Genomic DNA, 18,920 nt, shown 5'->3' on the forward strand with positions numbered 1-18,920 from the left:
TCCCCGGCGGCCGGTCGGGGGAGAGGTCACGGGAGGGCCCTTACGTTGCGGGGTGGGTGTCGAACCGGAAGTCGACGGAACCGTCGGCGGAGACGCGGCCGCCGGGGATCTCGCCGAAGTCGGCGAGGACGTCGATGGTGCTCTGCTGGCGCGCGACGAGGGCGCGGTCGAGCGGCACGGAGCGCCAGCTGCCCTGGCCCTCGTAGGCGATGCGGCCGACGGCGGCGGGGATCTTCAGCGCCCCCGCGTAGTAGGTCTGGATCCAGCGGTCCTTGTCTGCGTCCACCCACGCGCGGGCGCGGTCGACCGCCGCCGAGAGTCGCTTCAGGGCCGCGGCCCGGGCGGGATCGGCCAGCGCGGCCTGCGGTGAGTAGAGGAACATCAGGCCGGACTGCGCGGCCTGGTTGAGCTGGTCCGGCAGCACCTGCGCGTCCGGGTGGGCGAGCCGGTACTTGGTGCTGATCGGCTCCATCAGCGGGGCGATGTCGATCTGGCCGGCGCCCAGGGCCTCGCCCACCTCGGTGAGCTGCAGCGGAACCAGCTGGACGTCGTGCTTGGAGAGGCCCGCCGAGCGCAGCAGCCGCAGGACCATCGCCTGGTGGGCGGTGCCCTCGGCATAGCCGATCTTGCGTCCGCGCAGGTCGGCAGCGGTGCGCAGTTGCACACCGGGGCGCGCGACGGTGGAGACGCCGCCGCGGTCGAGCTGCCAGGCCTTGATGATCGGGCTGGGGAACCGCGCGATCCGGGCGTGGATCGGCGGCACGTCGGCGACGATCGCGACCTGCGTCGCGTCGGCGCGGAAGGACTCGAGGATCGCGGGCCCGCCGGCGAAGTCCGCGAACTTCACGCCGAACCCCAGCTTCGCGGCCTCCCCGGACGCGGTCAGCATCGTCTTGAGGATGGACTGCTGATCGGCGACGGTGATGACGGTGCCGGCCGGGACCTGGTCGGCGATCGGCGCGGACGGGTCGTACGCGGGCCCCGTCGACGACGCGCACGCGGAGACGCCGAGCACCGCGACGAGGGCGGTGGCGAGCGCCGCGGCGCGGCGGGGGAGGCGAAAAGGCATGGGGGCCATTGAAGGGGAGCGGGGGCGCCGTCGGAACCCTTGGACGCAGGCTGAGCGCAAGGCGGCCCGGATAGAATGGTGGGCGTCATGGGCAAGGTCGTGCTGTTCTACGTGTTCGCCCCGCTGGCCGACCCGGAGGCGATCCGGCTGTGGCAGCGGGCGCTGTGTGAGGCGAACGGTCTCCGCGGCCGGATCATCGTCTCCCGCCACGGGATCAACGTCACCGTGGGCGGCGAGATCCGCGCGGTGAAGCGGTACGTTCGCGCCGTCCGCGAGTACCCGGCCTTCAAGGGCGCCGACGTGAAGTGGTCCGAGGGCTCCGCCGAGGACTTCCCCAAGCTCTCCGTCAAGGTGCGCGACGAGATCGTCACCTTCGGCGTCCCCGACGAGGTGGAGGTCGACGCGGACGGCGTCCGCGGCGGGGGCGTGCACCTGACGCCCGACGAGGTGCACGCACTCCTCGCCGAGAAGCCCGACGCCGTCTTCTTCGACGGCCGCAACGCCATCGAGGCCGAGATCGGCCGGTTCGCCGGCGCCGTCGTGACGCCGGCCACGACGACCCGCGACTTCGTGACCCTGCTCGACGCGGGGGAGTACGACCACCTCAAGGGCCGCCCGGTCATCACGTACTGCACCGGCGGCGTGCGCTGCGAGGTGCTCAGCGCCGTGATGCGTAATCGGGGGTTCGGCGAGGTCTACCAGCTCGACGGCGGCATCGCGCGCTACGGCGAGCGGTTCGGCGACCGCGGGCTCTGGGAGGGCTCGATGTACGTCTTCGACCGGCGCATGAGCATCGACTTCTCCGACCGGGCGAAGCGGATCGGTCGCTGCACCGAGTGCGGCGCGCCGACCTCGAACGTCGCGAACCTCGCGCCGCCGCAGGACCGGGAGCTGGCGGTGCTGTGCGAGGACTGCGCGCCGTGAGCGGCGGTCCCGTCCCCGTCGTCGTGGTGGCCGGCTACCTGGGCGCGGGCAAGTCGACGCTGCTCAACCACCTGCTGTCCGGCGCGGGGGACGCCCGGATCGGCGTCGTGGTCAACGACTTCGGCGCGGTCAACATCGACGCGATGCTCGTCTCGGGCGCGTCCGGCGGTGGATCGGTGCGGACCGTCTCCCTGAGCAATGGGTGCGTGTGCTGCACCGTCGACGACGACGAGCTCGAGGACGTGCTCTCCTCGCTGGCCGCGCGCGACCTCGACCTCGTGGTGGTTGAGGCGTCCGGGCTCGCCGAGCCCGCGGCGATGGTGCGGCGCGTGGTGCTCGCGGAGGATCCGCGGATCGACTACGGCGGGCTCGTGTACGTCGCGGACGCCGCGCACCTCGCCGGCACGATGGAGCGGCACCCCTCGCTGCGCCACCACCTGGCGCTCGCCGACCTGGTGGTGCTCAACAAGATCGACCTCGCCGCCGACCCGGACGCCGCGCGGGCGCTGGTGCGCGAGCACGCGCCGTCCGCCCCGGTGGTGGGGACGGTCGACGCGGTGGTGCCGGTGGAACTGCTCATCGACGCGGAGGTCCTCGCCCGTCGCGCCGCGCAGCGGCGGGACTCCCCGCGCCAGCTGACTCTCGACGAGGCGCTGCGTGAGCACGACCACCGTCACGATCACGAGCACGGCGAATCGCACCGGCACCTGCACGACGACTACGCCGCCGTCACCGTCGAGACCGGGCGGCTGGACGCCCGGGCGACCGCCGCGCTGCTCGCCGATCCGCCGCGGGGCGTCTTCCGGACGAAGGGCTTCGTCACCGCCGCGGACGGCACCCGGCTCGAGGTGCACGCCGTCGGCCGGCACGTGCGGACGGCCCCGGAGCGCGGCCGGCGGGGCGGGGCGGCGTCGGTGCTCGTCCTGCTCGGTATCGGGCTCGACGAGGAGGCGATCCGCTCCCGGGTCGAGGGATGCTTGGCGGACCCGGACGCCCCCGCCGACCCGCGGGCAGTGCTTTCCCTGCTGCGGTACTCCGCTGCGGCGCAAGCTGATTCGGCGATCCTCGAGGACTGATCGACGTCGTTCTTTGGTAACGATCCGGTAACGATCAAGGTCGGGGTTTTCCTAAAGTCTCAATTGATGGTTGACTGTTTCTCGTGTGACTGATGTGACGAAAGTTGCACAAGAGACTTGGAAGGAGAGCGGCGCCACTTCCCCGGCGCCCAGCTACCCATGAAGAAGACCCGTGTCCTCGCAGGTTCGCTTGCGACTGCGGCCGTCGCGCTTTTCGGCGTGCCCGGCTTCGCATCCGCCGACCCCGCCCCCGCCGCACCGGCGAAGCCGCTGAACGGCAAGACCGTGTTCCTCGACGCCGGCTCGTCCGTCGCGTCGGCCGTCGAGCAGGCCCGCAAGGTCGCCGACGGTCGCGGCGGCCAGGTGCCGTGCGTCAATCCGGTGGCGATCGCCTCCAACGGCACCGCCGACCACTCCGTCAACTTCGCCGTGGCCAAGATGGTCGAGGCGGCGCTCAAGACCCAGGGCGCCAAGGTCATCCTCTCCCGCGCGGACGACGCCGGCTTCGGCGGTTGCGTCGACCAGCGCGCCACCGCCGCGAACAAGTCCGGCGCCGACCTCGCCGTCAGTATCAACAGCGCGGTCCAGGATGCGGCCCAGCGCGGATTCGTGCTGGAGACGGCCGCCCCGGGCGCCACCGACCCCAAGGTGACGGCCCAGCAGGCCGTCAGCGACCCCGCGACCACGGTGCTCCGCGACGCCACCCGCGCCGGCGGCTTCGTGCCTGCGCAGTACTTCGGCGGCCAGGACGGCATCGCGAAGACCACCAACGCCCTCGCCTCGCTGGTCAACATCCCGCTCGTCTACGCGAACCTCGGGAACCTGGCCAACGCCGACGATGCGGCGCTGCTCACCTCGCGTGAGGGCCAGACCCAGTACGCCTCCGTGCTCACCAACGGCGTGATCCAGCAGCTGACCGGCAAGGTCAAGCCCGGCGGCGTCGTCGAGCAGCCCGTCGTGGCCCAGCCCGTCGCACCGCAGGTCGACCCGGTCGTGCCGGTGACCCCCGCAGCTCCGGCCGCGCCCGCGGCGACGGCTCCCGCCGCGACCGCTCCGGCCGCCACCGCTCCGGCGGCGACGGTGCCGACCGCCCCGGCGCAGACGCCGATCGTTCCCGCCGTGCCGGGCGCGCCCGCCGCTGCGGCTCCCGTGACGCCCAGCACCGGGACGGGGACCTCCCCGATCGTCTCGGGCGTGCCGATGCTGCAGGGCGGTGCGACCCCGTCGGCCGCCACCGCACCGCAGGCGACCGCTCCGGCGGCGACCGCGCCACAGGGCACCTCGGTGACCATCCCCGGCCTGGGGCAGGTGGCGCTGCCGCAGCTCCCGACGGTGACGATCCCCGGGCAGGCCCAGCCGCTGGGCGTGAACTCCCTCTTCGAGATGGGGCCCAAGGCCGCAGAGTTCCTCACCAGCTCGCAGGGGACGCAGCTCGTCAACACGCTGATCTCCAGCCCGCAGGCCTTCAACTCCCTGCAGTCCGCGCAGGGACCGGCCGCCGCGCAGGAGATCCTCAAGGCGATCCTGAGCGCCGGCGCGATCCTGCCGAAGTAGGCGTCACACCGCACCGACTTCCGCCGGGGACGTCACGCCCCGGCGGGAAGCGGTAGCGCGGCCCGATCTGGCAAGCTGGCTGATATGGCACTCCGCAATATCGTCCGGCTCGTCCACATGGCCCCGCCGATCAAGGACCTGAAGGGGAAGAAGGTCCTTGTCACCGGCGCGGCCAGCGGGATCGGCCGCGCTACCGCGAATCTCCTCGCGGCGCACGGCGCCGAGCTGGTGTTGACCGACATCAACGCCGAACAGCTCGACGCCGTCACCCGCCACGTCACCGCCCTGGGCGCGAAGGTCATCGCGTCCAGGGCGTTCGACGTCTCCGACTACGACGCGGTCCGCGCGTTCGCCGACGAGGTGCACGCGGCCGCCGGCGCCCTCGACATCGTGATGAACGTCGCCGGTATCGCCGTCTGGGGCACCGTCGAGAACCTCACCCACGAGCAGTGGCGCAAGACCGTGGACGTGAACCTCATGGGGCCGATCCACGTGATCGAGACCTTCATCCCGCCGATGATCGCGGCGAAGCGCGGCGGCCAGCTGGTCAACGTATCGTCCACGGCCGGCCTCATCGCACTGCCCTGGCACGCCGCGTACTCGGCCGCGAAGTTCGGCCTCGTCGGCGTCTCCGAGGTGCTCCGCTACGACCTGCGCCGGCACGGCATCGGCGTCTCCGTGGTGGTGCCCGGCGCCGTGGAGACCGGCCTGGTGAAGACCGTCGAGATCAACGGAGTCGACCGCACCAACCCGAAGGTCAACAAGGGCATCGACGCCTTCCCGAAGGTCACCGCCGAGAAGGCGGCGCAGGCGATCGTCGACGGGGTGCTCCACAACCGCTTCATCGTGTACACCTCGCTCGACACCCGCTTCGGCTACTTCTGGAAGCGGAAGTTCGCGCTGCCCTACGAGATCGCGATGCGGGTGGCCAACGACCGGTTCGCCTACCTGGCGAAGATCTCAGAGCGCGGCCACTAGGCGCACGTGCTCCGTCCAGACTGCCTCGAGCTCGTCCTGAGTGACGCCCGAGGCGAGCTGGTGGAGCACCCATGCCGGGCTGAGCGTGGCCATCAGCGCCGCCGCCCACACGTCGGCCTGCGCCGTGCGCCCCGCCTCGACGAGCATCGCGCGCACCGTCATCGTCGACACCCGCCACGGCGGGGCGTCGTACGGGTCGCGGGCGGCCTGCTCGGCGCCCCGCAGCAGGTCGCCGTGGCGCGCGATGAGCTGCATCCGGGCCTTGCCGTACTCGGTGAGCCGGTGCACCGGATCGCCGCCCGGGCCCAGCGGCGGCGGGCCGAACATGAAGCGGTGCTGCAGCTCGGTCTCGTCGTGGTCGAGGAGCGACTGCAGCAGCCCGGCGCGCGAGCCGAAGCGCCGGAAGACGGTGCCCTTGCCCACGCCGGCCGCCTGCGCGACGGCGTCCATGCTCACCGCGTCGACGCCGTGCTCGGCGAAGAGCCGCTGCGCCGCGTCGATGAGCAGCTCGCGGTTGCGGGCCGCGTCACGGCGCGGCTCGGTCTGCGGCTGCGCGAGGGGCAGGAGTGGTCCGGTCATCGGATGGAGCCTACCGTGCGGGTTTTCGACTCACCATGATCCCGGGGAAGAAATCCGGACCGAAGTCCGTTAACTTGTGCGGATGCGGCCCGACGGGGTCGCTCGGAACGTCAGGAGAACTGAGGATCATGTCGGACATCACCGTGCTCGCCGTCGTCGGATCGCTGCGCAGCAGCTCACTCAACCGCGAGCTGGCCGAGGTCGCCGTCGCGAACGCCCCCGAGGGGGTGCGCGTCGAGATCGCCGAGGGGATCGCGGACGTGCCCTTCTACAACGAGGACATCGACGGCGAGGGCGCGCCGGCCACCGCCGCGGCCCTGCGCGACCGGATCGCCGCCGCCGACGCCCTCCTGCTGCTCGCCCCGCCCAACAACGGCACCGTCAGCGCCGTGCTCAAGAACGTCATCGACTGGGGCTCGCGGCCCTACGGCGCCAGCGCGCTCTCGGGCAAGCGGGTCGCCCTGGCCGGTGTGGGGCACCGTCTGGACACCACCCTGGCCGACGCCGAGCGGGCCGTCACCATCGCCGGTGGCGAGGTCCCGGAGGGGCTCGTCGAGGAGTTCCCCATCTCCGGCCTCGAGGGCAAGTCGGTCCGCGAGCACGACGCCGTCGCGCAGCGTGCGGGCGACCTCCTCGAGCGCCTCGTCGCGCCCGTCCGGTAGGGCGGTCCCGCGCGTCCGGTAGGCCGTCGCGAGCGGTGTTCCGACGGTGTCGGGCGTGTCGGATCGGCGTGTCGTCGATCCTCGGCGTGTCCTGGGGATTCACGATGAAAAACGCCCGAAAGACCGTCTTGCGAGCTGGTAATTTCACGAATGTTGTTCGCAAGTGGTTGTGTCGCTTCCTCGGGGCCACCACTAGGTGTAGTGTTCAGTCCACTGCGAGAGCGGACGCGCCGAAAGGTCGTCCGGGAGGCATGAGGACGTCGCTGAGGGGTCCGCTGGCCGACTGAGTTCACGCAGGTAAACGTGGCGAGAAAACTTGTCAGTCCGTAGGTCGATAATCGGGTTCCGAGCAGTCTCCGGGACCGTCCAGCGAAGGGGAGCCGTCCATGAGCCAGGTCGAGATCACCGTCTACACCAAGCCCGCCTGCGTGCAGTGCAACGCCACGTACAAGGCGCTCGACAAGGCCGGCCTCGAGTACCGCGTGGTGGACATCACCGAGGACTCGGACGCCCGTGACTACGTCATGGCGCTCGGCTACCTGCAGGCCCCCGTCGTCGTCGCCGGCGATGCGCACTGGTCGGGCTTCCGCCCGGACCGGGTCAAGGCGCTCGCCGCCGTCGCCGCCACGGCGTAGCGATGGCTGCGCCGCTCGTCGTCTACTTCTCGTCGGTGTCGGAGAACACGCACCGATTCGTCGAGAAGCTGGGCATGCGCGCCCTGCGCATCCCGGTGACGCGGGCGTCCGATCCGCTCACCGTCGACGAGCCCTTCGTCCTGATCACCCCGACGTACGGCGGGGGGAAGCAGGCCACCGCTCTGTCTGGCGGGGGATACGTCCCCAAGCAGGTGATCCGGTTCCTCAACGACCAACACAACCGTTCCCTGATCCGTGGAGTGATCGCGGCGGGGAACACCAACTTCGGCGAAGAGTTCTGCTTCGCAGGGGATGTGATCTCGCGCAAGTGCCGGATCCCGTACCTCTACCGCTTCGAGCTCATGGGCACCACTGACGACGTGGATCGCGTCCACAGCGGGCTCACCGAATTCTTCGCCGGAACCGTCTCCACCCTCGAAAAGGAAAGCGCGCGCTCATGACCGCAACTCAGGAAGACCTCGTCCCCTCCGCGAGCCAGTCCGGCGTCCACGGCGGCCCCGGCCACAGCGAGCTGGACTTCCATGCCCTGAACGCGATGCTCAACCTGTACGACAAGGACGGGCGCATCCAGTTCGAGAAGGACCGGGAGGCCGCGCGGCAGTACTTCCTGCAGCACGTCAACCAGAACACGGTCTTCTTCCACAACCTGGACGAGAAGCTCGACTACCTCGTCGAGGAGAACTACTACGAGCCCGAGGTGCTGGACAAGTACAGCCGCTCCTTCGTCAAGGGCCTGTTCGACGCGGCCTACGCCAAGAAGTTCCGGTTCCCCACCTTCCTGGGCGCGTTCAAGTACTACACCAGCTACACGCTGAAGACCTTCGACGGCAAGCGCTACCTGGAGCGCTTCGAGGACCGCGTCTGCATGGTCGCGCTCACCCTCGCCGACGGTGACGAGAAGCTCGCCGTGAACCTGGTGGACGAGATCATCGCCGGCCGCTTCCAGCCCGCCACCCCCACCTTCCTCAACTCGGGCAAGAAGCAGCGCGGCGAGCCCGTCTCCTGCTTCCTGCTCCGCATCGAGGACAACATGGAGTCGATCGGCCGCTCGATCAACTCCGCGCTGCAGCTGTCCAAGCGCGGCGGCGGAGTCGCGCTGCTGCTCAGCAACATCCGTGAGCACGGCGCGCCGATCAAGAAGATCGAGAACCAGAGCTCGGGCGTCATCCCGATCATGAAGCTGCTCGAGGACTCGTTCAGCTACGCCAACCAGCTCGGCGCCCGGCAGGGCGCGGGCGCCGTGTACCTGCACGCGCACCACCCGGACATCTACCGCTTCCTCGACACCAAGCGGGAGAACGCGGACGAGAAGATCCGCATCAAGACCCTGTCGCTGGGCGTGGTGATCCCGGACATCACCTTCGAGCTCGCCAAGAACAACGACGACATGTACCTGTTCTCCCCGTACGACGTGGAGCGCGTCTACGGCGTGCCCTTCGCGGACGTCAACGTCTCGGAGAAGTACCACGAGATGGTCGACGACTCGCGGATCCGCAAGACCAAGATCAACGCCCGCGAGTTCTTCCAGACCCTCGCCGAGCTGCAGTTCGAGTCGGGCTACCCGTACATCATGTACGAGGACACCGTGAACCGCGCGAACCCGATCGCCGGCAAGATCACGCACTCCAACCTGTGCAGCGAGATCCTGCAGGTCTCCACCCCGTCGACCTACAACGACGACCTGTCCTACGCCGAGATCGGCAAGGACATCTCCTGCAACCTGGGCTCGCTGAACATCGCGAAGACCATGGACAGCCCCGACTTCGGCGCCACCATCGAGACCGCGATCCGTGGCCTCACCGCCGTCTCGGACCAGACCGACATCAGCTCCGTGCCGTCGATCGAGAAGGGCAACAACCTCTCCCACGCGATCGGCCTCGGGCAGATGAACCTGCACGGCTACCTGGCGCGCGAGCGGGTCTTCTACGGCTCCGACGAGGGCGTGGACTTCACGAACCTCTACTTCTACACGGTGCTCTTCCACGCGATCCGCGCGTCGAACCACATCGCGCGCGAGCGCGGCCAGTCCTTCGGCGGCTTCGAGAACAGCAAGTACGCCTCGGGCGAGTTCTTCGACAAGTACACCGAGCAGGAGTGGAAGCCGGCCACCGACAAGGTCGCCGGGCTCTTCGCCGACGCCGAGATCCACGTCCCCACGCAGGACGACTGGCGCGAGCTCAAGGCCGACGTCCAGAAGCACGGCCTGTACAACCAGAACCTGCAGGCGGTGCCGCCCACCGGCTCGATCAGCTACATCAACCACTCCACGAGCTCGATCCACCCCGTCGCGGCGAAGGTCGAGATCCGCAAGGAGGGCAAGATCGGCCGCGTGTACTACCCGGCGCCGTTCATGGACAACGACAACCTGGAGTACTACCAGGACGCGTACGAGATCGGCTACGAGAAGATCATCGACACCTATGCGGCCGCCACGCAGCACGTGGATCAGGGCCTGTCGCTGACGCTGTTCTTCAAGGACACCGCGAGCACGCGCGACGTGAACCGCGCGCAGATCTACGCGTGGCGCAAGGGCATCAAGACCCTGTACTACATCCGCCTGCGCCAGATGGCGCTCGAGGGCACCGAGGTCGAAGGCTGCGTCAGCTGCATGCTCTAGGGGTGTCGTAACTCAAGTCGCCGGCCAGGGGGAACATCCCCTGGCCGGCGTTCTTGTTCTCACTGGTCGATCGAAACGAGCAAACTCGGCCGCGCGAGGCGGTGGGCGGCCTAGTTTGGATGAGTCCACACATCCTCGTCCGCAAGGCGGTTGGACCATGAGCTTTCTCGATCGGGTCATCAACAAGGCCCAGGCGACCATCCCGATGGAACGGCAGGTCCAGGGCCTGCACCTCTTCCAGAAGGCGAAGACGCTGGCTCTGGGTGACCGGCAGCCGGAGTTCGTCGAGGAGGAGATCCCCGACGTCGACGCGGTGTCGCTGACCGAGATCGACATGAGCAACCCGTTCATGTGGCGGCAGGGCCAGTGGCGCCCCTACTTCGAGCGCCTGCGCAACGAGGCGCCGGTGCACTTCCGGGCGTCGAGCGAATTCGGGCCGTACTGGTCGGTCACGCGGTACGACGACATCGTCGCGGTGGACCGGGACTTCGAGACCTACTCGGCCGAGCCGCAGATCGTCATCGGCGTACCGCCGGACGGGCTGGACATCGAGATGTTCATCGCGATGGATCCGCCGCGCCACGACGAGCAGCGCGCAGCGGTACAGGGAGTCGTGGCACCGCAGAATCTCGAGGAGATGCAGGGCCTGATCCGCTCGCGCGTCCAGGAGGTCCTCGACGACCTGCCGGTCGGCGAACCGTTCGACTGGGTGGACAGGGTCAGCGTCGAGTTGACGTCCCGCATGCTCGCGACCCTGCTCGACTTCCCCTACGAGGATCGGCGCAAGCTCGTCCACTGGACCGAGTTGGCAGGCGCGAGCGCCGCGGCCACCGGCGGCGACGTCGACATGGACGAGATGTACCAGGGCGCTGCCGAGATGGCGAAGAGCTTCAGCGCCCTCTGGCACGACAAGGCGGCGCGCCTCAAGGCGGGCGAGAAGCCGGGATACGACCTGATCACCCTGATGCAGATGTCCGAGGACACCAAGGACCTGATCAACAGGCCGATGGAATTCCTCGGCAATCTCATCCTGCTCGTCGTGGGCGGCAACGACACCACCCGCAACTCGATGTCGGGCGGCGTGTACGCACTGAACCTGTTCCCGGACCAGTTCGATCGTCTCAAAGCCGATCACAGCCTGATCCCGAAGTTCGTCCACGAGAACATCCGCTGGCAGACGCCGCTGGCCTACATGCGGCGCGTCGCCACGAAGGACACCGTCCTGGGCGGTCAGTTCATCCGCAAGGGCGACAAGGTCGTCATGTGGTACGCCTCTGCGAACCGGGACGAGCGCACCTTCGAGAATCCGGACGACTTCGTCATCGACCGGCACAACGCCCGCCACCACCTCTCGTTCGGCATCGGCGTGCACCGCTGCATGGGCAGTCGCGTGGCCGAACTGCAGTTGCGGATCCTCTGGGAGGAGTTGCTCGCGCGGTTCGAGGACATCGAAGTGGTGGAGGAGCCGGAATACCTCCAGTCGAACTTCGTCCGGGGCTACACGAAGATGATGGTCACGTTGACGCCGATCGGCGAGAAGCCACGCCCCCGCGACCAACGGACGCTGCAGCCCGCCGCGGTACGGGCCCCCGCTCGTCCACCGATTCGCCGCTCCCGCGAAGCGACCACCACCACGGAGACGGAGGTCGACGTTCAGGTGGCGGGCCGGCGCGAGGTGGCAGACGGGGTCGTCGAGCTCACCCTCCGCGACCCGGCGGGTGCACCGCTTCCGTCGTGGACCGCCGGGGCCCACATCGACCTTCTTCTGGAGCCGTCGCTGACGCGGCAGTACTCGCTGTGCGGCAGCGCCTCGGACGAGTCGTCGTGGAGGATCGGCGTCCTGCGCGACCCGGACGGCCGAGGGGGCTCGGCGTACGTCCACGAGAAGCTGACGGAGGGCGCGACCGTCCGCGTGCGTGGACCGCGCAATCATTTCCCCTTGGTCGCCTCCGCGAACTACCGATTCGTCGCGGGCGGGATCGGGATCACTCCGATCCTCCCGATGATCGAGGCCGCTCGGGCACGCGGGGCGAACTGGAGCCTGCTCTACTGCGGCCGCTCCCGCGAGTCGATGGCGTTCCTGGACCGATTCGAGGACACCGATCGGGTCACGATCTGGCCGAGCAGCGAGAACGGTCGGATCGACCTGGCGGCGACGCTCGGAACGCCCACGCCGGACACGGTGGTCTACTGTTGCGGCCCCGGCGCTTTCCTCGACGCCGTGGAGGAGGCGTGCGCGCCGTGGCCCGACGGCAGCCTGCACATCGAGCGCTTCGCGGCCAAGGAGGTCGCGGCGTCCGAGGACGCGCTCGACTCGTTCGAGGTCGTGTGCTCGCGCTCGGGGGTGAGCGTGACCGTTCCGGAGGGCACCACGATCTTCGACGCGGTCGAGAAGGCCGGCGTCGACGTCCTCGGGTCCTGCATGGAAGGCATCTGCGGCACCTGCGAGGCCGACGTGCTCGAGGGGACGCCCGAGCACCGTGACTCGATCCTGTCCAAGGCGGAGAAGGAACGAGGCGAGACGATCATGCTCTGCGTCTCCCGCTCCCTGTCGAAGAAGCTGGTGCTGGACGTATGAACGACACCGCTCGGAACCGTCCCGTCGTCGATTACCCGCGGGACTGCTGGTACGTCGTCGCCACCGCTGCTGAGGTCGGATACGGATTCACCGCGCGGCGCGTCCTCGACACACCGGTCGTGCTCTTCCGTCTGTCCGACGGTGCGATCGCCGCGCTGGAGGATCGCTGCGCGCATCGGCCCTACCCGTTGTCGGCGGGACGCCGCGAGGGTGACTTCGTCGTGTGCGGCTACCACGGCTGCACCTACGACGCGACCGGACGTTGGGTGAGCGTGCCGTCGCAGGACAACCCGCCCTCGTCCGTGCGCGTGCGGGCCTTCCCGGTCGTCGAGCGCGGGCCTTTCGTCTGGATCTGGGCGGGGACGCCGGGCGGCGAACGGTTGCGGCCGCCGCCGGCGACACCGTGGTTGCACGGTGACGGATGGACGAGCGTCGGAGACCGGCGCGAGGTGGCTGCCAACCTGCAATTGCTGCACGAGCACTACCTCGACCTCTCCAACGTCGTCGCGATGCACCCGGAGATGATGCCGCCCGGCATCGAGGCGCTGCCGCCGCTGGAGGACGTCGAGGTCTCCGAGGTGTCGGTCTCGTACAGGCGAGAACTGCCCGAGGCGCCGCTGGCTCCGTGGGAAGCCGCGGTCACGGGCCTGGACGACGCCACCGCGTCCGAGTCGTTCGGTCGGACGGAGACGGGCACGTTCGTGACGCCGGGCCTGCACAAGCAGACGTACACCATCGTCGGCGCGACCGGTCCGGAGCTGGAACTCGTACGGACGCACGGTTTCACCCCCCGGTCGTCCGGAGTCACCCACGTCTTCCTGCAGATCTCGTGGCGGGGCGCCGCGGTCTCGCCCGACATCGGCGAGCAGTTGATCCAGGTCTTCCACGCGATGGCCGACCGGGACGTCGCCGTCCTCGAGACCATGCAGCGGTGCCTCGATGAGGACCCGGTCCCACGGCGCTACGTCAACGTCAAGGCGGACCGGGCCGCCGTGCGCGCACGGCGGATCCTGACGACGATGGTGGAGGACGAGCGGGGGATCTAGCTCAGTCGCCGTCGGAGTCGCGGCGTGCCCGGCGCATCCCGTCGACACCGTCGTCGGTGCAGAACCCGGTCCTGCTGGCCTTGAGGCACAGCAGCCCCAGCAGGCGCAGGTCGTCGTCGACGACGGCGAGCCGGCGGATCCCGGTGGTGATCATGTGGGAGCGGAGCCGGTCGGCCGGCGCTACCGGCGGGGTGGTGCGCTCCGTGAGGGATGCCACCGCGAGCGCGGGGGCCGCGTCGTCCGCGCTTCCGGTCAGGTCGTCGCGGTCGAGCGTTCCGACGAGCGCGCCGTCGCGGATCAGTAGGAGCAGGTGGAGCTTGGGGCTCGTCTCGAACGCCGTGCGCGCGGCGCCGACGGTGATGTCGGCCGGGTGCACGGTCGGGCGCCGCAGCATCACGTCGGCGACGGTCACCGTCGGCGGCGTCATGGCGCGACCGGCTCGATGCGGGCGGGAACGTACTTGTGCCACGGGGTCCCGGCGAACCAGTCGCGGTACTTCGCGCTCGTGAGCTCGTTCGGGGCGATGCCGGGACGCGCGAGTCCATCCGCGTCGGGGTAGTCGAGGCCGAGACCGTTGGGCAGCGAGACGTGTCCGGCGCGCATCATGTCGCTGATCTCGATCGAGGACTCCAGCGAGCCCGCCTCGGTGGTGATCCGCACCCGCGACTCCGGCTCCAGGCCGAGACGGTCCGCGTCCTCCGCGCTGATCCGCAGGGCACCACCGGCGTCCCGGCGTCGCCACGCCGGGTCGCGGATGATCGTGTTGGCGGTGAAGGCCCGCCGCTCGCCGGCCATCAGGACGAACGGGAATTCGTCGGTGGTCCACGACGACGGCGCCTCGCGGAGCTCGTCGGCCTTCGCCAGCAGCTCGGGGATGGCGACGGTGAATCGATTGTCCTTCCGCAGCACGTAGTCCCAGGCGTTCTCCCACTCATCGACGGAGAAGGTGACGCCGGAGCGCTCGCGGAGGATCGCGTCGAAGAGCTGCTGGCCCGGACGCATGCCCGAGCCGGTGAAGCCCGCGCGGGCGACGGAATCCGGACGGGACAGGGCACACAGGTGGGCCGCGCCCCAGAGGATCGCGGCGCTGCGCGCACCGTCGGGCAGGGTGGGGCCCAGCGTCTCGTACAGCACGTACCCGACGAGGCGGAGCAGCGACGGGTCCGCGGCAGCGGCGGAGAAGAACGCGAGCGCGAACGCGTCGGTGCCGGCCGTGAGCGCGGTGCGGAGCCGGTCCAGGAGCCCGGTGTCGACGGCGCCGAGCTCGCGGAGCAGGCGGGCGTAGATCTCCGGCTCCGGCAGGGTTCCCGGCCGCGGATCGAGGAGCGGCGCGCGCAGCTGAAACGCGTTGTGCGGGAACTCCATGGTGAAGAAGGTGCACTCCCACTTCTCGAACTGGCTCGAGGCGGGCAGCACGTAGTCGGCCTGGCGTGCGGTCTCGGTCATCGCGACGTCGACGACGACCGTCAGCTCGCACGCCTGCATCGCCTCGATGAAGCGCCGCGACTCCGGTAGTGAGTGGGCGGGGTTCGAGCTGTCGATCCACATGGCGCGGAGGCGATCCGGATGGTCGGTGAGGATCTCGTCGGCGATCGAATTGCACGGCATGAGTCCGCCGATGATCCGCGCGCCCGTGACGGGTGTCGTCCGCTCGGTCTTCGGCTGCTGCTCGGCGGCGAGCCCCGCGCTCATCATCGGTGCCATCCGGGTGAGCAGCGCGTGCGCGGCGGAATCGATGAGCGCGTGGGGAAGCGGCGTCCCGGCGGCCGCGGGCACGGCGCGCGAGAGCCCGCTGGCGCCGAGGGCGACGCCCTTCGCGATCGTCCGGCGCGCCGCCTTCGTCGCCACGCTCGACGGTGCCCGACGCGCGCGCCGGGGGTCGCCCCCGGGGGCGGCGACGGGGGAGGAGAACCACGAGTGCAGGAACATCGTGCCGGGGCGCCCGAAGTTGCCGGTGAGGATCCACAGCAGCTTGTTCAGGTACGAGACGAGCGTGCTGTTCGGCGCCTGCTGAACGCCGAGGTCCTCGTACGTCGTCGCGCTCGCCGCGGTCGCGAAGCGGCGGGTCGCCGCGCGGATGAGTTCCTCGTCGACGCCGCAGGTGGCCGCGTACTGGTCGATGGGGATCCGCCGCAGGACGGCCAGCACGTCGTCCATCCCGTCGGTGTGCTCGTCGACGAACGCGTGGTCGATCAGGTCCTCCTCGACGAGGACCGCGAGCATGGCGCCGACGCACCAGGCATCGGTTCCCGGCACCACCTGCAGGTGGAAGTCCGCCATCGCGGCGGTCTCGCTCCTGCGGGGGTCGAGCACGATCATCGACCGCGCGGGATCCTTCGCGATCTCCTTGAGGACGGGCCGGGCCCGCGGGAACGAGTGGGTCTGCCAGGGGTTCTTGCCCAGGAACAGCACGACCTCGGCGTGCTCGAAGTCGCCCTTGGTGTGCGTGCCGTACAGCTGCTCGTCGACCCAGCCCTCGCCCGTCTTCTCCTGCGCGAGCGCGTTGGAGTAGTAGCGCATGCCGAGCGCAGCCCGGAACGACTGGCCGTAGGCGGCGGGCAGGTGGTTCCCCTGGCCGGCGCCGGAGTAGTAGAGGATCCGCTCGCCGCCGTGCGTCTCCTTCACGGCGGTGAGCCGCGCGGCGATCTCGCGGACGGCGGTGTCCCAGTCGATCTCCTCGTAGGTCCCGTCCGGCCGGCGGCGCAGCGGCGAGGTCAGCCGGTCGCGGCCGTTCTGATAGAGGTCCAGGCGGAGGGGCTTCTCGCAGGTGTAGCCGTGCGAGGTCGCATGCTCCTTGTCGCCGCGGATCTTGGCCAGCCGCCCGTCCTGCACCTGGATCTCCAGGCCGCAGTTGCACTCGCAGAGGATGCACGCGGACTTCTGCCAGTCGGTGGTGGGCGCCTCGGGGTTCATGGGCCTAGTATGGACTAGGCCATAATTCATAGCAAGGGTGGAGAGGGGTGCACCGTGGCACCACGGCGGGACACGCGACGTCGGATGCTGCTCAGCGCTGTCGATCTGATGCGGGAGCGGGGCGCCGCCGGGGTGACGATCGACGCCGTGCTCGCCCGCAGCGGTGCCCCCCGCGGTTCCGTCTACCACCACTTCCCGGGTGGCCGCGCCGAACTCGTCGCGGACGCGCTCGATTTCGCGGGGGAGTCGATCACCGCGCTCGTCGAGGGCGCGTCGGGCGACGGTGCCGTCGCGGCGCTGCACCGGTTCTCGGCCTTCTGGGTCGCCGTCCTGCGCGGCTCGGACTTCGCTGCGGGCTGTCCCGTCGTGTCCGTCGCCGTGGGCGGTTCGTCCGACGAGGAGCACCTCCGTCCGGTGGTCGCGCACACGATGCGGCGTTGGCGCGAGGTCCTGGCCGCGGGGATGGTGGCCGACGGCTTCGAGCCGCCGGCGGCCGAGAGCCTCGCGACGATGGCGATCGCCTCGATCGAGGGGGCGATCATCCTCTGCCGGGTGGAGCGATCCGTCGAGCCCTTGGATCAGGTCGTCGGGTACCTGGAGGCACTGGTCGCGGCCGCCTCCCCGGTGTGACCCGGGCCCGGGCTCGCCGGGTCGGTGCGGTCAGCGCCGGGCGACCGCCTCGGTCGACGCGCGGATGCCGGCGAGGGTCCGCTCCATGCCCTCCTCCAGCAGTGCGGTGAACGCCTTCTGTCCGCCGAGGTGGTTCTCGGTGAGGTCGAGGGAGAACCGCGAGATCCCGTCCGGGGTCTCACGGCGCTGCGTGAGCCGGGTGTCGGCGCCGTCGGCCGTGAGTGTGAACGACCAGATCGTGTAGTTCTCCGCGATGCGGAAGGCGATCTCCTGCGCGGGTTCGTGCCTTACGATCTCGCCGTGCGTGACCCATTCCAGGTCGCCCAGGCGGTTGAGGTTGGTGAACCGGGTGCCGAGACGGATGTCGTCCTCGGGTGCCCGTAGTCGCACGGACGTCACCTGCGGGCTCCACTCGGGCATGCGGCGCACGTCGCCGACCGCCTCCCAGACCACGGCGGGCGGGGCGGCGATGGCGATGCTGCGCTCGAGGAGCGGCGTGAACGCGTTGTCGGGCATGGTCCTCCGTTCATGCACGACCGATCGGTCGTAAACATGGCTCGACGGTACGCCCCGGGCGGCACCCCGTCCAGGCGGGTCCGCGTGGCTACAGTGAACGCATGACGAAACCGGCGGCCGCCGACGGCCGGCGCGCACGCGGCGACGCCACCCGGCGGCTGGTCGCGCGGACCGCGGCCGACGTCGCGACGGTGGACGGGCTGGACGGCATCACCGTCGGCGGCCTCGCCTCGTCGACGGGGGTGAGCAAGAGCGGCATCCTCACCGTCTTCCCCACGCGCGAGGCGATCCAGATCGCGGCGGTCGCGGAGGCGCGGCGCGTGTACGTCGACGTGGTGATCCGGCCGGCGCTGGCGGCCTCGCCCGGCGCGGACCGCCTCCGTGCGCTCCTCGACGCCTGGGTCGCCTACCTCCGCGCAGGCACGTTCCCCGGCGGATGTTTCGTGACCACCACCTCCGCTGAGTACGGGCACCGGGTGGGGCCGGTCGCCGACGCAGTGCGGGAACTCAAGCGGGAGTGGCTCGATCTCCTCGAGCGGGAGCTGGCCGCGGCGGGGTCGCCGGACCCCGCGACGGACGCCTTCCGCGTCGACGCCTACCTCGCCGCGGCGAACACCCGTCGCGAACTCTTCGGCGACGATGCGGAACTCGACCGGGCGCGCGCCCTGGCGACCGCGATCGTCAACGACATGGGCGGCTCTCACATCGGGGCGTAGCCGTCCTTGTCGTTGAAGCAGAAGTCGCAGGTGTCGCCGTCCTCGCTGCCGAAGTCGGCGAACGCGGCGATCGGTTCGATCGCCGTGCGGGCGACGGCCTGCTCCAGCAGCGGCTCACGGCCACCGCCGAGCGGTTGCAGCCGAGAGAGGCTCGTGTGGAACGGGGAGGAACTGCTGCCGGGGGTCACGTCGACGACGGCGGCGCCGCCGACGAACAGGGTGAGCAGATCGTGTTCGGGGAAGCCGTGATTGACCCGTAGGACCCACCAGGCATCGTCGTGCCGCGCGGCGTAGGGGAAGTATCGGAAGCCGGTCCGGTACCACTCCGGGCTCGCGGCACGGACGTCCTCGATATGCATCAGCAGTCGATTCCGTCGAGGTGCATGGGACTCATTCTGGTGCACAT

General features: G+C 69.9%; 18 protein-coding genes. 12 read left to right on the top strand and 6 right to left on the bottom strand.

Annotated elements, in window-relative coordinates:
- Nucleotides 1–40: 40 nt before the first annotated feature.
- On the bottom strand, nucleotides 41–1,069 hold the full coding sequence (locus LB823_RS19540; RefSeq protein ID WP_224650356.1) for an ABC transporter substrate-binding protein: 1,029 nt from the start codon (nucleotides 1,067–1,069) through the stop codon (nucleotides 41–43).
- A gap of 87 nt (nucleotides 1,070–1,156) precedes the next feature.
- Between LB823_RS19540 and LB823_RS19545 the strand changes: the two genes are divergently transcribed.
- The 4 genes from LB823_RS19545 (at nucleotide 1,157) to LB823_RS19560 (ending at nucleotide 5,601) form a co-directional block, all read left to right on the top strand.
- Nucleotides 1,157–1,993 (top strand): rhodanese-related sulfurtransferase, encoded by an 837-nt coding sequence (locus LB823_RS19545; RefSeq protein WP_224650358.1) that lies wholly within the window; start codon nucleotides 1,157–1,159, stop codon nucleotides 1,991–1,993.
- Nucleotides 1,990–3,069 (top strand): GTP-binding protein, encoded by a 1,080-nt coding sequence (locus LB823_RS19550; protein ID WP_224650360.1) that lies wholly within the window; start codon nucleotides 1,990–1,992, stop codon nucleotides 3,067–3,069. Before LB823_RS19545 ends, LB823_RS19550 begins: the two co-directional genes overlap by 4 nt.
- Nucleotides 3,070–3,288: 219 nt before the next feature.
- Nucleotides 3,289–4,623 (top strand): N-acetylmuramoyl-L-alanine amidase, encoded by a 1,335-nt coding sequence (locus LB823_RS19555; RefSeq protein ID WP_224650362.1) that lies wholly within the window; start codon nucleotides 3,289–3,291, stop codon nucleotides 4,621–4,623.
- Nucleotides 4,624–4,707: 84 nt separating this feature from the next.
- Nucleotides 4,708–5,601: an SDR family oxidoreductase gene (locus LB823_RS19560; RefSeq protein ID WP_224650364.1), complete on the top strand. Its 894-nt coding sequence runs from the start codon at nucleotides 4,708–4,710 to the stop codon at nucleotides 5,599–5,601.
- On the opposite strand, the gene LB823_RS19565 is transcribed toward LB823_RS19560, so the two are convergent.
- Nucleotides 5,584–6,180 carry a TetR/AcrR family transcriptional regulator gene (locus LB823_RS19565; RefSeq protein WP_224650367.1) on the bottom strand — a complete coding sequence of 199 codons (597 nt, stop codon included), beginning with the start codon at nucleotides 6,178–6,180 and terminating at the stop codon, nucleotides 5,584–5,586. The two genes, LB823_RS19560 and LB823_RS19565, sit on opposite strands and share 18 nt — an antisense overlap.
- A gap of 128 nt (nucleotides 6,181–6,308) precedes the next feature.
- On the opposite strand from LB823_RS19565, the gene LB823_RS19570 reads away from it, so the two are divergent.
- From LB823_RS19570 to LB823_RS19595, 6 genes are all read left to right on the top strand, one after another.
- Nucleotides 6,309–6,842, top strand: a complete 534-nt coding sequence (locus LB823_RS19570; RefSeq protein WP_224650369.1) for an NADPH-dependent FMN reductase — start codon at nucleotides 6,309–6,311, stop codon at nucleotides 6,840–6,842.
- A 386-nt stretch (nucleotides 6,843–7,228) separates the two neighbouring features.
- On the top strand, nucleotides 7,229–7,477 hold the full coding sequence (gene nrdH, locus LB823_RS19575; protein ID WP_224650371.1) for a glutaredoxin-like protein NrdH: 249 nt from the start codon (nucleotides 7,229–7,231) through the stop codon (nucleotides 7,475–7,477).
- A gap of 2 nt (nucleotides 7,478–7,479) precedes the next feature.
- Nucleotides 7,480–7,938: a class Ib ribonucleoside-diphosphate reductase assembly flavoprotein NrdI gene (nrdI, locus tag LB823_RS19580; protein ID WP_224650373.1), complete on the top strand. Its 459-nt coding sequence runs from the start codon at nucleotides 7,480–7,482 to the stop codon at nucleotides 7,936–7,938.
- Nucleotides 7,935–10,115, top strand: coding sequence for a class 1b ribonucleoside-diphosphate reductase subunit alpha (nrdE, locus tag LB823_RS19585; RefSeq protein WP_224650375.1), 2,181 nt, complete (start codon nucleotides 7,935–7,937; stop codon nucleotides 10,113–10,115). The genes nrdI and nrdE overlap by 4 nt, the downstream gene beginning before the upstream one ends.
- A gap of 157 nt (nucleotides 10,116–10,272) precedes the next feature.
- Complete coding sequence (locus LB823_RS19590; protein ID WP_224650377.1) at nucleotides 10,273–12,693, top strand: cytochrome P450/oxidoreductase; 2,421 nt, start codon at nucleotides 10,273–10,275, stop codon at nucleotides 12,691–12,693.
- The gene (locus LB823_RS19595) at nucleotides 12,690–13,739 is read left to right on the top strand and encodes an aromatic ring-hydroxylating dioxygenase subunit alpha (protein ID WP_224650379.1); all 1,050 of its coding nucleotides are present in this window, start codon (nucleotides 12,690–12,692) and stop codon (nucleotides 13,737–13,739) included. Before LB823_RS19590 ends, LB823_RS19595 begins: the two co-directional genes overlap by 4 nt.
- A 1-nt stretch (nucleotide 13,740) precedes the next feature.
- Here the strand turns inward: LB823_RS19595 and LB823_RS19600 are convergent, their stop codons facing one another.
- Nucleotides 13,741–14,166, bottom strand: coding sequence for a CBS domain-containing protein (locus LB823_RS19600; protein WP_224650382.1), 426 nt, complete (start codon nucleotides 14,164–14,166; stop codon nucleotides 13,741–13,743).
- Nucleotides 14,163–16,652, bottom strand: a complete 2,490-nt coding sequence (locus tag LB823_RS19605; protein ID WP_224650384.1) for a molybdopterin-dependent oxidoreductase — start codon at nucleotides 16,650–16,652, stop codon at nucleotides 14,163–14,165. The genes LB823_RS19600 and LB823_RS19605 overlap by 4 nt, the downstream gene beginning before the upstream one ends.
- An 84-nt stretch (nucleotides 16,653–16,736) precedes the next feature.
- On the opposite strand from LB823_RS19605, the gene LB823_RS19610 reads away from it, so the two are divergent.
- The gene (locus tag LB823_RS19610; protein WP_224650386.1) at nucleotides 16,737–17,282 is read left to right on the top strand and encodes a TetR/AcrR family transcriptional regulator; all 546 of its coding nucleotides are present in this window, start codon (nucleotides 16,737–16,739) and stop codon (nucleotides 17,280–17,282) included.
- 30 nt (nucleotides 17,283–17,312) lie between these two features.
- Here LB823_RS19610 and LB823_RS19615 read toward each other — a convergent pair whose 3' ends face one another.
- Nucleotides 17,313–17,798: an SRPBCC family protein gene (locus LB823_RS19615; RefSeq protein WP_224650388.1), complete on the bottom strand. Its 486-nt coding sequence runs from the start codon at nucleotides 17,796–17,798 to the stop codon at nucleotides 17,313–17,315.
- Nucleotides 17,799–17,899: 101 nt separating this feature from the next.
- Here LB823_RS19615 and LB823_RS19620 point away from each other — a divergent pair, with 101 nt between their 5' ends.
- Nucleotides 17,900–18,514 (top strand): TetR/AcrR family transcriptional regulator, encoded by a 615-nt coding sequence (locus tag LB823_RS19620; RefSeq protein ID WP_224650390.1) that lies wholly within the window; start codon nucleotides 17,900–17,902, stop codon nucleotides 18,512–18,514.
- Here the strand turns inward: LB823_RS19620 and LB823_RS19625 are convergent.
- Nucleotides 18,499–18,873, bottom strand: a complete 375-nt coding sequence (locus LB823_RS19625; protein WP_224650392.1) for a hypothetical protein — start codon at nucleotides 18,871–18,873, stop codon at nucleotides 18,499–18,501. The two genes, LB823_RS19620 and LB823_RS19625, sit on opposite strands and share 16 nt — an antisense overlap.
- Nucleotides 18,874–18,920: the final 47 nt, after the last annotated feature.

It is taken from the genome of Tsukamurella sp. M9C, assembly GCF_020169415.1.
GTDB lineage: Bacteria > Actinomycetota > Actinomycetes > Mycobacteriales > Mycobacteriaceae > Tsukamurella.